The organism is Frondihabitans sp. PAMC 28766, from assembly GCF_001577365.1.
Taxonomy (GTDB): Bacteria; Actinomycetota; Actinomycetes; order Actinomycetales; family Microbacteriaceae; genus Frondihabitans.
The window spans coordinates 3,608,822-3,622,727 of the sequence record NZ_CP014513.1; the positions used below are offsets into that span (position 1 = coordinate 3,608,822).

A 13,906-nucleotide genomic window follows, 5' to 3' on the forward strand; every position below is an offset into this window, starting at 1 on the left:
AGAGATCAACTCCGATCGGAGAACAGGGGTGGGCAGGGAGCAGCCCGCGGGGCGCAAGAGCCGGTGTTCGACTCTCGGCGTGCGCCCCGCGGGCTGCGGATCGACTACTGACCCGAGGCCCCCTGCAGTGTCGAGGCGGCGGCTTGCGGTGTCGCCTGCCCGCCGAGCACTGTCGACGCGGCGTCCTCGATCGCCTGGTCGAGTGCGGCCGAGATGTTCGCGAGGCGGGGCTGCGTCACGTTGCTCGACTGCTTGGCCGAGGCCTGCAGATACGGGGTCTGCACCGTCGGGTTGACCAGCTTGACCTGGCTGAGGTCGGCCGAGACGCTCGAGAGCACGGGGTCCTCGTCGAGGTTGTTGGCGATGATCTGCTGACCCTCGGTGGTGGAACTCAACCAGAGGGCGAAGGTGGTCGCTGCGGCGATGTGCTTCGACTTCTTGTTGACGCTCAGCGCGTAGTCGGGGTCGCCGAAGAGGCCGGGCTTGTTGTTCGCGCTGGTCAGCGACGGGAACGGGATCGGCACCATCGTGATGAGCTTCGTGCTGCTCGGCACGCCGGCGGCCGAGAGTGCGGCCTTGAGGTCGCTCTGCTCGGTGTACTGGCGGTACCAGGTGCCCATCTGCACCATCGGGGCCTTGCCCGACAGGAAGGCGTTGTTGGCGTCCGGGTACTGCTGGATGCCGAGAGCGCCGGGGTCGAGGATGCCGTCGGTGTCGAGGGCCTTCCAGTCCTTCAGCATCTCGACTCCCGTGGCGGAGGTCCACTTCACCTTGCCGTCGGTCGCCTTGGTCCACCAGCCGGGCTGAATGCTGTCGGCGATCGAGTGGAGGGTGTCGACCTCGAATCCGGCGGTGTCGACGCCCTCCTTGAGGCAGCCGAGGCCGTTCGCACGGAAGGTCTTGCAGACCGAGATCCACTGCTTGAGGGTTGTCGGCGGCTTCAGCTTGTACTTGTCGAACAGGTCTTTGTTGATCCAGAGCATGCCGGCGGCGACCTTGCCCACCTGGGCGCCTTTCAGCTGGCCGTCGACGGTGAAGTCCTTGATGCCCGCGGCGTAGAGACCCTTCTTCCAGTCGGCTCCGCGGAGCTTGACCATGGCCGGGGTGAGGTTCACGGCGTCCGTGCCGTAGATGCTGATCGCCGCACCCGATCCGCCGACGAGCGTGTTGAAGACGTCGGGGCCGTCGTTGGAGGCGAGAGCCGGGCGGAGGGCGGCGCCGAAGGTCTGGTCCTGGATCTTCTTGTAGGTGACGTGGATCTTGGGGTACTTCTTCTCGAACGCCGTGATGGCGCGGGCCGCGACATTGGTGTCGGGCGTCCAGCCCCACCAGGTGATGTTGCCGGAGTCGGCCGAGCCGGTGTTCGATGACGAGCCGCTCGAGCAGCCTGTCAGAGCCCCTGCCACGACTGCCAGCGCGCCGAGGGCCGCCAGAGATCGCGTCAGAGTTTTTCTACGAAACAACATTGTTTCTCCTTGGAGTCGGGACACTGCGGTGTGGCGGCGCTCAGGCTCTGCAGCGCTGCGTTTTCTGAGTCTAAAGACGGCTCAACCAAATTACAATCAAATTGTAAGAAAGTTTTTCGGGCTCCGATAAGCTGTTCGTCGGCACCTCCACCGGCGAAAGGACCCGCACATGAAGAGGCACTCGGCGAAGCTGATCCGAGATGGCGAACCCGTCACCTGGATCGGTGTCAACTTCTGGTCACGAGTCGGCGGGCCCCGGATGTGGCGCGACTACGACCCGGAAGTCGTCGGCAACGAGCTCGACGTGATGCGCGATCACGGCATGACCGTGACGCGCAGCTTCTTCTACTGGCACGACTTCATGCCGACCCCCGACGCCCTCGACGAGACGCTCGTCGAGCGCTTCCGCGACTTCCTCGACCAGCACGAGGCCCGCGGCATGACGACCATCCCGACCTTCCTCGTCGGGCACATGTCCGGCCAGAACTGGGACCCGGCGTGGCGCGGCGACCGCGAGCTCTACAGCGACGTCTGGTTCGTGGCCAAGCAGGCGTGGTACGTCAGAGAGTTGACCAGCCGGTTCGCGTCGCATCTTGCCGTCGCCGGCTGGCTGCTGAGCAACGAGATCCCCATCTACGGCGATTGGCGGTCGCGCGGCATCGGCACGAACAACTTCGAGACCGTGAACAGCTGGGCGCAGATCCTGATCGACGCGGTGAAGCTGGGCGGCGCGACGCAGCCGATCTCGATCGGCGACGGCGCGTGGGGCCGCGAGGTCACCGGAACCGACAACGGATTCCGCGTGCGCGACCTCGCACCTCTCGTCGACTTCCACGGCCCGCACGTCTACCGGATGGAGACCGACCAGATCAGGCAGAACCTCGGCGCGGCCTTCATCGCCGAGCTGCTGGACATCGGCGGCAAACCCGTGATCATGGAGGAGTTCGGCCTGACGAGCGACTACGTGAGCGAAGCCCACGCGGCCGACTACTACCGGCAGGTGCTTCACAACACCCTGCTCGGCGGCGCGACCGGCTGGCTCGTCTGGAACAACACGGACTACGACGCGCTGGTCGAGGCAGAGCCGTACTCGCACCACCCGTTCGAGATGCACTTCGGCGTCACCGATCGCGACGGCCGGCCGAAGGAGCAGGCGCGCGAGGTCAAACGGTTCGCCGAGCTGTCCGAGCGCGTCGGTTTCGGCCGGCTCACCCGGCCCGATGCCGAGGCGGTGCTCGTGGTGTCGTCCTTCCAGGAAGCCGACTACCCGTTCACCCAGCCGCAGGATGCGACGATCGTCTTCGAGACGGGGCGGCAGGCGTACATCGCCGCCCGCGAGGCCGATCTGCCCCTCGGCGTGGCCCGCGAGCTCGACGGGATCCCGACCGACGCCGCGCTCTACATCCTGCCGTCGGCGAAGCAGCTGCTCGCGCCGTCGTGGGTCGAGCTGCGCCGCCTGGCCGCCGCCGGCGCGACCGTCTACGCGTCGGTCTTCCTGGGCGAGCACGGCACCCAGCGCGGCCCGTGGTGGCCCGACCTCGACGAGACGTTCGGGGTGACGAAGCAGAGCCGCTACGGCCTGGTCGATCCGGTCGTCGACGACGAGCTGCGGGTGACGGTGGTGTCGGCGTTCGGTGGCCTCTCGGTCGGCGACGAGCTCGTCTTCCCGGTCGCGGGCACTGCGAACTCACGGGCGTACCTGCCCGTCGTGCCGACGACTGCCGAGGTGCTCGCCGTCGACCAGCGCGGCCGGCCCGCGTTCCTCCGCAACCGCGTGGGCGACGGCTGGATGGTGCTCGGCACGTACCCGATCGAGTACTTCGCCTCTGCAGCGCCGTTCGTCAACCCCGAACCGACCTGGCGGCTGTACGACGCACTCGCCACTGAGGCAGGAGTTCGGCGCGACGTCACGGTGCCCGATCCGATCGTCTCGGCCAGTGAGATGGTGCACGACGACGGCACGCGCTACGTCTGGTTCGTGAGCCAGTCGGACGCCGCCGTCACAGTCACCCCGGCCCTGCCCTCGGGCTCGCTCGAGACCCTCGACGGCGACGCAGTCACCTCCGTCGACCTCGCGCCGTTCGGTGTGATGGTCGCCATCCTCCGGGCCTCGTGCACGGTGCGGTGACGCCCGGTCACCGCAGCGGCAGCGCCTCGATCGCCGGAACGCCGGCGCCGACAGTGGACGACAGCGCGTCGAGCTGGGCTGCTATCCAGGCGGGCAGGGCGTCGTTGCCCGACACGGCGACCGCGACCCGGTCGAGCGCCTCGGTCAGGTGCAGCACGCGGTCCGTCAGGCCGACGAGCCGCCGCTGCCGCCGGCTCAGCGCACCCGGCTGGTGCGGGGTGGTCAGCAGCGCCGTTCGAAGGGGGGTGACACGATCCGCGGTCGGCCCACCGCGGACGCCGCGTCGAAGGCGGTCCAGCGCGCCCATGGCCGTCGACCACAGCGGGTCGATGTCGGGTGCCGGCAGGATCACGGTGGTCGCGACGATGACGCCCGCCGACGCGATCCCCCACGCCGCGAGTCGCGGCAGAGCGGTGTCGATGCTCGCCGGCACCGTGCCGGCCAGCGTCAGCACGAACAGCGCCGCCGGCGTGCCGGTGGCGATCGCGGGGCTGACGACGCCCGTCAACGAGATGCAGAACGCGATCACCGCGATCCCCAGTGCAGCCACGACGATGTCGGTCGACATGAGCGAGCCGAGCGCGACGAGCGCTGTCGTCGTGATGGTGAACAGCACCGTGCGCGCCTGCCGCCCGGGGCCGGTGAACTCGACGAAGAGCAGCTGGATCACCGACCCGAACGCCGCGAAGAGCGCGATCGAGGGCGGCATGACGAGACCGGCGAGCCCGAATGCGATCGGGGCCGTGATCGCGGCGCGGACGGCCCGGCGACTGGACCACGCGGGGATCCTGCCGAGCTCTCTGCGGAGGGTCTGCCACACGGTTGGATCCTATCGACGCCCGGTCAGGCGATGGCGACCGACGCGTCGAGCCGCACTCGGTCGCCGCAGAACCGGTCGAAGACCAGCTCGATCGGCACGCCCTCGTCCGAGAAGTAGGTCATCTCGCGCACGATCAGACTGCGGCCCTCTGCGATGCCGAGCGTCTTGGCCGTGTGTGCGTCGGCGTTGTCGCTGCCGATCGACACCTCCACGCGCCCGGGTGTCGTGTCGAAGAAGCCCGTCATCACGTCGAACATCGACACCGGCCCGTGCTTCGCCCACGGGTCGCTCGCGTAGACCTCCGAGAAGTACGCGGTGCGGAGGCCGAACACCTCCCCCTCGGTCACGAAGGTGTTCTCGATCATCCGCACCGTCCCGTCGTCGATCTGCAGACGCTCGCGCACGAGCGGGAAGCTCGGCACCAGCCGGTCTTCGTGCACGCGCAGGTCGATGCTCTGCGTGCCGCCGTTGACCCGGATGTCGGTGAGCGGGATTCGCACGCCGAGGCTCGTCACCGTCGTGCCGACCCGCCTCTTGCGCTCGACGAAGCCGCTGTCGCTGAGCTGCGTGAGAGCCGTCCGCACCGAGCTCCGGCTCGAATCGAAGAGCCGCACGAGGTCGTCCTCGGCGAGCGGGGCGTCGGGGTTGATGTGCCCCTCGCGGATCGACAGGCTGATCAGGTCTCGCACGCGTCGCGCTGAGAGCTGGCGGCCATGGGCAGTGCCGCCCTTGGCCCGAGGGTGCTCGGGGGCTTGGGGCTGCTCGGGGGCTCGGGGCCGGTCGGGGACCACTTCAGTCATAGCGACTCCAGGGAGAACGTCGAGGTGTGCGTTCGCACATTTCTCGCGTCATCAGTGACCCGCACGCCTGAGGTGTGGCACGAGATTAGCAGGCCGGTCGCTCCGACGGCACCGTGACGAGGTTGCGTTACAAACGAACCCACCGCCTCTGATCAGCACTTTTCAGAGAACCCGAGCCGATCTGGCATGCGTAATCGGAGAGTCACGATTTCGGCGATCGGTCGAAACGTCCGGCCGCCAGCATTGCGCCATGAGAAAACCTCGCAGGATCATCGCCGCACTTGCGCTCCTCACCGCGGGCACTTTCGCCCTCGCCGCCTGCAGCTCGTCGGGCAGCGCGTCCACCCCGGCCTCGACCTTCGTCATAGTCACGGCAGCCCAGCCGCAGAGCTTCTCGTACGAGACGAGCGCCACCGGCTACGAGGCCGCCGAGTTCTTCACGAACACCGGTTCGACCCTCATCCGCAACAAGTACGTCGCGGGCACGGGCGGCCAGGCCCGCCACGAGGACTACAACTCGTTCACGCCGCTGCTCGCCAAGAGCTATGACGTCTCGAGCGACGGTCTGACGTACACCTTCCATCTCGACACGAAGGCGAAGAGCGTCGACGGCAACGCCTTGACGGCCGACGACGTGATCTTCTCGATGAAGCGGAAGTTCGGCACCGCGACCAGCATCATCCCGTTCGCGAGCGCCCCCTTCATCACCTCGCCGACGCAGTTCACGAAGGTCGACAACGCGACCGTGCAGGTGAAGGTGGCCAAGGCGAGCTACGGCTACACGATGCTGTCGCTGCTCTCGAACGCCCTCTACAACATCTACGACCTGAAGGCGCTGAAGAGCCACATCACGGCCGCCGACCCGTACGCCGTCAAGTGGACGAACACCCACGCCGACTACGGCTTCGGCGCCTACAAGCTCGTCAGCTACACCCCGGGCGAGCAGATGATCTACGACGCCAACCCCGGCTACCCGCTCGGCGAGCCGAAAGTGAAGCGCATAGTGCAGAGGGTCGTGGCCGACGCCGGCACCCGCTCACAGTTGCTGAAGTCGGGCAGCGCCCAGATCGCCGTGCAGCTTCGCCCGGCCGACCAGGTGGCCCTCGCCAAGGCGAAGGAGGCGCAGATCTTCACGGTGCCGACGAACGCGTGGGTCTACATGCCCCTTTTGACGACCAAGGGCGTGTTCAAAGACGTCAACGTGCGCCGCGCCCTCGCCGCCGCGATCCCGTACAACGAGATCAACAAGAACGTCTACGCCGGCCGCGCCACGTCGAACTCGACGATCCTCTCGTCGACCGATCCGGGCTTCGACGGGTCGGGGCTGAAGGCCAACACGACGGACGTCGCCAAAGCGAAGTCGATCCTGGCGGCCGCGGGCTACAAGTCGCCGATCAGTTTCACCCTGACGGTCAACAACTCGGTGCCCGACCTCGACGAGACGGCCGTGCAGATCCAGTCGGCGGTCAAAGCGGCAGGATTCGATGTGACCATCAACTCGGTCAACTCGGCCACCTTCCAGGCCGGGCTCACGGCGAAGACCTTCGAGGCCGACCTGCAGCGCGACTATGCGGTGGTCCAGTCGCCGCCCTACGTGCTCTCGCTGTTCTACACGCCGCACTCGCCCGTCAACTTCCCCGACTTCACCGACTCGACACTGACGAACGACATCGCGGCGGGCAACGACGCCGGCGACCCGACTCAGGCGGCAGCCGGCAAGCACTGGAACGCGGCCCAGAAGGTGCTGCAAGACCAGCAGCCGACGATCTACATCAACTACGTGCAGCCGCTGAACGCCTTCGCGAACAACGTCGACGGCTACGTCTTCCGGTCGGACAGCGTCATCGACTATTCGCAGCTCAGCGTCTCCGGCAAGTAGCACCACCCCTCCCCACGAAAGGCACTGAATGTTCCACCTCGGATGGTTCCTCGGCAACGGCTACGGCATTCAGCCCTGGAGCGCCACCAACGGCGACGGCCCCTGGGTCGGCTCGAACGTCACCGACTGGATGAAGCCCGACATCTACATCGACCTCGCCACGAGTCTCGAGCGCGCAGGGTTCGACTACATCCTGATCGAAGACACCTCGATGGTCGAAGACACGTACCAGCAGTCGGCCGAGACCAGTCTGCGGCGGGCGTTCATGGCCCCGAAGAGCGACCCGATGCCGCTCGTGCCCCTCCTGACCGGGGCGACCAAGCACATCGGCATCATCCCGACGGTGTCGACGATCCAGTACCCGCCGTATCTCGCGGCACGGCTCTTCACCACGCTCGACCACCTCACGAACGGGCGAGTGGGGATGAACGTCGTGACGAGCGTGACCGATCGCGTGGCGCAGAACTTCGGCTACGAGCGCCACCTCGACCACGACGAGCGCTACCTCATGGCGATGGAGTGGATCGACGTGGTGACGCAGCTGCAGGATTCGTGGAAGGAGGGCGCGGTGATCGCCGACCCGATCTCGGGCGTCTACGCCGACCACACGAAGGTGCAGCCGATCGACTTCCGGGGCGAGTACTTCACGAGCCGCGGCCCGCTCAACACGATCCCGGGGCCGCAGCGACTGGTGCCGGTGTGCTCGGCCGGAAGCTCGGGCCCCGGCCGAGCCCTGGCCGCGAAGTACGACGACACGATGCTCGCCGCCGTCAAGACCGCCGCCGAGGCCCGTGCCTACCGCGAAGACATGCGTGCCCGCGTCGTGGCCGAGGAGCGCAACCCCGACGACGTGAAGTTCTTGTTCATCGTGACCCCGACGATCGCGGCCACCGACTCCGAGGCGCAGGATCACGCCGAGGCGGCCCGCCTCGCCATGGCCAGTGACAAGGCCGTCGAGTACAACCTCTGGAACATGTCGTACACCTCCGGCGGGCGTATCGACTTCGGCGGCATCGACCCCGACACGAAGGTCAGAGACATCGACCTCTCGAAGCAGAACGGCGAGCACACCTCGATCTCGAATCTCTTCGACGGGCGCGAGGACCAGACGCTGCGCGAGGTCGTCTCGACCAACCGCCAGACCGGCAACATGGGGCTCGTCGGCTCGCCCGCAACGGTCGCAGCGCAGATGGACGACTTGATGGACGAGATCGGCGGCGACGGATTCCTCTTCTACCTGCCGACCACACGCTTCAACATGGCGATGGTCGCCGACGGGCTCGCCCCCGAGCTGCGTCGCCGCGGGGCCATCCGCGACGGCTACTCGGGCGCGACCCTGCGCGAGAACCTCCTCGCGTTCTGAGTCGCTCCCCTTCTTCTCTTCGCAACGGCCCCGCGCGGTGGGGCGGACAGGACACACATGTTCCACATGGCTTGGTTCCTCGGCTACGGGTTCGGCGCATACGCGTGGAACCAGCAGTGGTCGGGCAACGTCGGCAAAGACGTCGCCAACCCCCAGCTCTTCATCGACATGGCGACCTCGCTCGAGCGCGCGGGGTTCGACTACATGATGCTCGAAGACTCGAGCGTGCTGCCCGACGTCCTGGGCGGCTCGTTCGAGCACGCGCTGCGTGTCGGCACCGTCCGCCACGACCCGATGCCGCTCGTGCCGCTGCTCGCGGCGGCCACCGAGAAGCTCGGCATCATCGCCACCGCCGCAACGCCGTTCTACCCGCCCTTCCTCGCGGCCCGGCTGATGAACACGCTCGACCACCTCAGCCACGGGCGGGTGGGCATCAATCTCGTCACCGCGAGCCCGCACGCGGCCGCCCAGAACTACGGCTACGACCAGCACTTCGAACACGACCTGCGCTACGAGATGGCCGACGAGTGGGTGCAGGCCGTCAAGGCGCTCTGGGACTCCTGGGACGCCGACGCGCTCGTGCTCGACGAGGCCTCGGGCGTCTTCGCCGATTCGTCGAAGGTGCGTCACGCCAACTTCGAGGGGCAGTTCTACAAGACCCGCGGCCCGCTCAACACCGTGCCGTCGCCGCAGCACTATCCCGTCATCTGCCAGGCCGGCGGGTCACCCGCCGGCCGCGACCTCGGAGCGAAGAACGCCGACACGCTGATCGCCACGGCTCCCGGCGTCGACAGGATGAAGGAGTACCGAGACGACATCCGCCGCCGGGCCGCCGGGTTCGGCCGCGACGCCGACGATGCCAAGGTGCTCTTCCTCGTCTCGCCCATCCTCGCCGACACCGACGCCGAGGCGCACGAGAAGAAGGCACGCATGGACGAGGCCGGCCGCGAGAACGTGAAGGTCGACCTCGCCGCCCTCTCGTACGCGAGCGGCTTCGACTTCTCGAAGTTCGACCTCGACGAGCCCCTGCCCGACCTCACCGGCAGGAGCAACGGCCACCAGAGCGTCGTCGACGCCTTCATGAAGCAGGCGACGGGCAAGACGCTGCGGGAGGCCCTCCCGGCGCAGCGCCTCACCAGCAACTCGGTCGAGCTCATCGGCACGCCGGCGACGGTCGCGGCGAAGATGGACGAGGTCATGCAGGAGGTCGGCGGCGACGGCTTCCTCATCGGCCTCCCGGTGACCCGGAAGAACATCACCGAGGTCTGCGACGGGCTGGCCCCCGAGCTGCGTCGTCGCGGCCTCATCCGCGACGGCTACGAGCACGACACCTTCCGGGAGAACCTGCTGGCGTTCTGACTCCCGGACGCCGTTTCCTCTCGACGCGCCGCTTCATAGATCCTGTAGGATCTTCGACGACACAGCTGGTCCAATGGAGGAGCACACGTGACACGTCTATGGAACGACCCGCAACGGTTCGTCGACGAGATGATCGACGGGTTCGCCCTCGCCAACCCCGGCTACGTGCGGCAGGTGCGCGGCGGCGTGACGCGCACGACGCGCTCGCCCGAGGCGGGCCCGTCGCTCGTGATCGGCGGCGGCTCCGGCCACTACCCCGCGTTCGCCGGGCTCGTCGGGCCGGGCCTCGCTCACGGTGCCGCGATGGGCAACCTCTTCGCGTCGCCCTCGACCACCCAGGTCGAGTCGGTCATCCGCGCGAGCGACCGCGGCAAGGGCACTCTGCTCAGCTACGGCAACTACGCCGGCGACGTCATCAACTTCACGGCGGCGCAGGAGGCGGTGCGGGCAGACGGCATCGACTGCCGCACCGTGCTCGTCACCGACGACATCTTCAGCGCCACCCCCGACAAGCGCGACACCCGCCGCGGCATCGCCGGCGACCTCACCGTCTTCAAGGTCGCGGGCGCCGCCGCCGAGGAGGGGCAGAGCCTCGACGACGTCGAACGCCTCGCGATCCTGGCCAACGAGCGCACGCGATCCATGGGCGTCGCCTTCACCGGGTGCACCCTGCCCGGGGCGGACGAGCCGCTCTTCTCGGTGCCCGAGGGGCGCATGGCCATCGGGCTCGGCATTCACGGCGAGCCGGGCATCGACGAGACCGACATCCCGACGGCCGACGGGCTCGCCCGGCTCTTCGTCGAGCACCTGCTGGCCGACGCCGAGATCCCCGCGGGGGTGAGCGTCGACGGCGCCCGAGTCGTGCCCATCCTCAACGGGCTGGGCTCGGTCAAGAGCGAAGAGCTCTTCGTCGTCTACCGGTCGCTGGCGGGTCTGCTCGGCGACCGCGGGCTCGTCATCGTCGATCCGCAGATCGGCGAGTTCTGCACCAGCTTCGACATGGCCGGGGCCTCGCTGACGCTGCTCTGGGTCGACGACGAGCTGGAGCGCCTCTGGCTGGCTCCGACCGACACTCCCGCGTTCCGTCGCGGCGCGGTCGCCGCCCACCCTGTGGCAGAGACGGCTGCGGCCGCCACCACCGAAGGCCGTGACGACGTACAGGAGTCCGTGCCCGAGGCATCGACCGACTCCCACGCGGCAGCGTCACGCCTCGCCACCGTCCTCGAGAAGATCGCTGACATCGCAGCCGACTCCGCCTCCGAGTGGGGCCACCTCGACTCGATCGCCGGCGACGGTGACCACGGCATCGGTATGCAGCGCGGGGCGAACGCCGCCCTCGACGCCGCCCGCGAGGCTCTCGCCGCAGGGGCCGGCGCTCGCACCCTCCTCGAGCGCGCGGCGGCCGCCTGGGCCGACCGGGCAGGCGGGACCTCGGGTGCCCTGTGGGGGCTGATCCTCCGCAGCATCGCGAATCAGCTGTCCGACACCGTGGTGCCGACGGCCGAGCAGGTCGCCATCGGTGTCGACGAAGGCCGCCTGTCGGTGATGCGGGTCGGCGGCGCCGGGCTCGGCGACAAGACCATGATCGACGCCCTCGTGCCGTTCGCCGACACCCTCGCCGCGCAGGTGGGTGCAGGCACCTCGCTCGCCGAGGCGTGGGCGGACGCCGCGGAGGCCGCGGCGCGCGGAGCCGAGTCGACGACCGCCCTGTCGCCGAAGCTCGGGCGCGCCAAGACGCACGGCGAGAAGGCGGTGGGGTCTCCTGATCCTGGTGCCGTGTCTTTCGCAGCCCTCGCGGCTGCCGTCGCGGCCACGCTCTCAGAACAGCACGAGAACCAGCACGACAACCAGCACGACAAGGAGACATCATGACGACCTTTCGCATAGTGATCGGCTCGGACGACGCCGGCTACGACTACAAAGAGGCGATCAAGAAGGATCTCGAGGCGAACGACCGCGTAGCGAGCGTGGTCGACGTCGGCGTGGATGCGTCGGGCGGCACGAACTACCCGACCGTCGCGACGGCCGCCGCCGAGATCGTGGCCCGCGGCGAAGCCGACCGGGCCATCCTCTTCTGCGGCACAGGCCTCGGCGTGGCCATCTCGGCGAACAAGGTGCCCGGGATCCGCGCGGTGACGGCGCACGACAGCTACTCGGTCGAGCGCAGCATCCTGTCGAACGACGCCCAGGTGCTCTGTCAGGGCCAGCGCGTCGTCGGGCTCGAGGTCGCGCGGCGCAACGTGCGCGAGTGGCTCACCTACGAGTTCGACCCATCGAGCGCGTCGAACGACAAGGTCGAGGAGATCCGCGCCTACGAGGCGCGCTGACGACCCGTGTTCAGGGCCGATTCGCCCGCGATCCGTCTGCCGTCCGCGGCTTCGTCATCGAGGTCCCTAGGCTGAGAGCCTCATGAGCGACCCCCTCTTCCCCCTCGCGGCCGTGCGCTCGATCGAGCGCCGGGGCCTCCGCGACCACGTCTACGACCGGGTGCTCGACGTGCTGCTCGGCCCTGACGTGGAGCCCGGGGCGAGGCTGTCGATCGACTCCATCGCCCGCGAACTCGGCGTGTCACCGACACCCGTCCGCGAAGCGCTCGTGCAGCTCGAACGCACCGGGCTCGTGACCCGCGTCGCCAACAAGGGCTACCGCGTCTCGCCGCCGCTCGCCGCCGAACAGCTCGACGCGCTCTTCGACGCCCGAGCCCTGCTCGAAGGCGGAGCGACCGAGTTGGCCGCCGCTCACGCGTCGGCTCTCGTGCCCCGACTCGAGAAGGCCCTCGCCCGCCACGCCGAGACGGCCGCCGCCGTCGACGAGGCCGTCGCTCGCGGCGACCTCCCCGTCGAGCTGCTGCGCACCTACTTCGCCGACGACTGGAACTTCCACCACGTCATCTTCGAGTCGACCGGCAACCCCTTCCTGGTCGACATGTCGGAGGCGATCTCGACCCGGGTGCACCGCATGCGGCAGACCCTCAAGACCGGCATCAGCGACGCCGACGACGCCATCGTCGAGCACCGCGCCATCATCGACGCGCTTGGCGTGGGCCCGGCTGCCGCCGCCGACGCGATGCGCTCGCACATCGAGAACGTGCGCGAGCGATCGCGGCTCGACTCGACGCGCTGACCCGGCTTCAGCCGAGGGGTGCGGGGCCCAGCTCGGCGAGCATCTTCGCCATCGCCACGTAGGCGCGGTTGCGGTAGGCGACCAACTCGGCGGTCTTGTCGGCGGGCACGTCGAGGTAGCCGGACCCTGTCTTCGTGCCGAACTCCCCCGCCTCGACGTGGGCGGCCAGCGACGGCGGTGTCGCGAAGCGCTCGGGCCAGCGGGTCTGCAGCGACTCGTAGCAGAACGCGTAGACATCGAGCCCGGCCATGTCGGCGATCGCGAACGGCCCGAACACCGGCAGTCGGAATCCGAACGTGGTGCGGACGATCCTGTCGACGTCAGCCGCGGTCGCGATGCCCTCGTCGACGATCTCGCTCGCCTCGCTGAACAGGGCGTACTGCAGGCGGTTGAGCACGAAGCCGACGCTGTCGTTCACGCGCGCGGTCTGCTTGCCCGTCGCCTGCACGACGCCCTCGGCCAGCGCGAAGGCCGACTCGGCGGTGGCCTGGTGCGGGATGAGCTCGACCCCGGGGATGAAGGGCGCAGGATTCGAGAAGTGGACCCCCAAGAACCGCTCCGGCTTGTCGACCGCCTCGGCGAGCGCACCGATCTGGATGGTCGAGGTGTTGGAGCCGATCACGGCGTCCGGCCGAGCCGCCGCGCTGATGCGGCGCAGGGTCTCGTGCTTGATGGCGATCTTCTCGGGCACGGCCTCTTCGATGAAGTCCGCGTCGGCGACTGCGGCCTCGACCGATTCGGCGGGCGACACGAGTGACGAGATGCGCTCGACGGCGTCGGCGGGGAAGAGGCCGTCCGCGACGAACTGGCGGGCCTCGGCGATCAGTCGCTCATAGTTGCTCGCGGCGATCTCTGCGGTGACGTCGGCCAGGGCGACCTGCGCGCCGGAGAGCGCGAGCATCTGCGCGATGCCGCCGCCCATGTAGCCGGAGCCGACCACGGCTGTCTTCAGTGGACTCATCGTCGGG

General features: G+C 68.5%; 11 protein-coding genes. 7 read left to right on the top strand and 4 right to left on the bottom strand.

Annotated elements, in window-relative coordinates; genetic code table 11:
• Nucleotides 1–104: 104 nt before the first annotated feature.
• Nucleotides 105–1,466, bottom strand: a complete 1,362-nt coding sequence (locus AX769_RS17305; RefSeq protein WP_082763900.1) for an ABC transporter substrate-binding protein — start codon at nucleotides 1,464–1,466, stop codon at nucleotides 105–107.
• 169 nt (nucleotides 1,467–1,635) lie between these two features.
• Here AX769_RS17305 and AX769_RS17310 point away from each other — a divergent pair, with 169 nt between their 5' ends.
• A complete protein-coding gene (locus tag AX769_RS17310; protein WP_066281833.1) occupies nucleotides 1,636–3,594 on the top strand; it encodes a cellulase family glycosylhydrolase in 1,959 nt (652 codons plus the stop codon).
• A 7-nt stretch (nucleotides 3,595–3,601) separates the two neighbouring features.
• On the opposite strand, the gene AX769_RS17315 is transcribed toward AX769_RS17310, so the two are convergent.
• Together AX769_RS17315 and AX769_RS17320 are read right to left on the bottom strand one after the other, a co-directional pair.
• Complete coding sequence (locus tag AX769_RS17315) at nucleotides 3,602–4,414, bottom strand: hypothetical protein (RefSeq protein ID WP_066281834.1); 813 nt, start codon at nucleotides 4,412–4,414, stop codon at nucleotides 3,602–3,604.
• A gap of 23 nt (nucleotides 4,415–4,437) precedes the next feature.
• On the bottom strand, nucleotides 4,438–5,214 hold the full coding sequence (locus AX769_RS17320; protein WP_082763901.1) for a GntR family transcriptional regulator: 777 nt from the start codon (nucleotides 5,212–5,214) through the stop codon (nucleotides 4,438–4,440).
• Nucleotides 5,215–5,464: 250 nt separating this feature from the next.
• Here AX769_RS17320 and AX769_RS17325 point away from each other — a divergent pair, with 250 nt between their 5' ends.
• From AX769_RS17325 to AX769_RS17350, 6 genes are all read left to right on the top strand, one after another.
• A complete protein-coding gene (locus AX769_RS17325; RefSeq protein WP_066281837.1) occupies nucleotides 5,465–7,093 on the top strand; it encodes an ABC transporter substrate-binding protein in 1,629 nt (542 codons plus the stop codon).
• Between the two features lie 28 nt (nucleotides 7,094–7,121).
• Entirely contained in the window at nucleotides 7,122–8,456 is a 1,335-nt protein-coding gene (locus AX769_RS17330; protein ID WP_066281838.1) for an NtaA/DmoA family FMN-dependent monooxygenase, read from the top strand.
• A gap of 57 nt (nucleotides 8,457–8,513) precedes the next feature.
• On the top strand, nucleotides 8,514–9,815 hold the full coding sequence (locus tag AX769_RS17335; RefSeq protein ID WP_066281840.1) for an NtaA/DmoA family FMN-dependent monooxygenase: 1,302 nt from the start codon (nucleotides 8,514–8,516) through the stop codon (nucleotides 9,813–9,815).
• An 87-nt stretch (nucleotides 9,816–9,902) separates the two neighbouring features.
• Nucleotides 9,903–11,687 carry a dihydroxyacetone kinase family protein gene (locus AX769_RS17340; protein WP_066281841.1) on the top strand — a complete coding sequence of 595 codons (1,785 nt, stop codon included), beginning with the start codon at nucleotides 9,903–9,905 and terminating at the stop codon, nucleotides 11,685–11,687.
• Complete coding sequence (locus tag AX769_RS17345; RefSeq protein ID WP_066281842.1) at nucleotides 11,684–12,142, top strand: ribose-5-phosphate isomerase; 459 nt, start codon at nucleotides 11,684–11,686, stop codon at nucleotides 12,140–12,142. The genes AX769_RS17340 and AX769_RS17345 overlap by 4 nt, the downstream gene beginning before the upstream one ends.
• Nucleotides 12,143–12,224: 82 nt before the next feature.
• Nucleotides 12,225–12,938, top strand: a complete 714-nt coding sequence (locus AX769_RS17350; protein ID WP_066281843.1) for a GntR family transcriptional regulator — start codon at nucleotides 12,225–12,227, stop codon at nucleotides 12,936–12,938.
• A gap of 7 nt (nucleotides 12,939–12,945) precedes the next feature.
• Here the strand turns inward: AX769_RS17350 and AX769_RS17355 are convergent, their stop codons facing one another.
• Nucleotides 12,946–13,899, bottom strand: a complete 954-nt coding sequence (locus AX769_RS17355; protein WP_066283924.1) for a 3-hydroxyacyl-CoA dehydrogenase family protein — start codon at nucleotides 13,897–13,899, stop codon at nucleotides 12,946–12,948.
• Between the last annotated feature and the right edge of the window lie 7 nt (nucleotides 13,900–13,906).

What these genes read in the sequence shown, in the direction of transcription:
- AX769_RS17305 (WP_082763900.1), bottom strand. Translation starts at nt 1,466, where the DNA reads ATGTTGTTTCGTAGAAAAACTCTGACGCGATCTCTGGCGGCCCTCGGC.
- AX769_RS17310 (WP_066281833.1), top strand. Translation starts at nt 1,636, where the DNA reads ATGAAGAGGCACTCGGCGAAGCTGATCCGAGATGGCGAACCCGTCACC.
- AX769_RS17320 (WP_082763901.1), bottom strand. Translation starts at nt 5,214, where the DNA reads ATGACTGAAGTGGTCCCCGACCGGCCCCGAGCCCCCGAGCAGCCCCAA.
- AX769_RS17325 (WP_066281837.1), top strand. Translation starts at nt 5,465, where the DNA reads ATGAGAAAACCTCGCAGGATCATCGCCGCACTTGCGCTCCTCACCGCG.
- AX769_RS17330 (WP_066281838.1), top strand. Translation starts at nt 7,122, where the DNA reads ATGTTCCACCTCGGATGGTTCCTCGGCAACGGCTACGGCATTCAGCCC.
- AX769_RS17335 (WP_066281840.1), top strand. Translation starts at nt 8,514, where the DNA reads ATGTTCCACATGGCTTGGTTCCTCGGCTACGGGTTCGGCGCATACGCG.
- AX769_RS17345 (WP_066281842.1), top strand. Translation starts at nt 11,684, where the DNA reads ATGACGACCTTTCGCATAGTGATCGGCTCGGACGACGCCGGCTACGAC.
- AX769_RS17350 (WP_066281843.1), top strand. Translation starts at nt 12,225, where the DNA reads ATGAGCGACCCCCTCTTCCCCCTCGCGGCCGTGCGCTCGATCGAGCGC.
- AX769_RS17355 (WP_066283924.1), bottom strand. Translation starts at nt 13,899, where the DNA reads ATGAGTCCACTGAAGACAGCCGTGGTCGGCTCCGGCTACATGGGCGGC.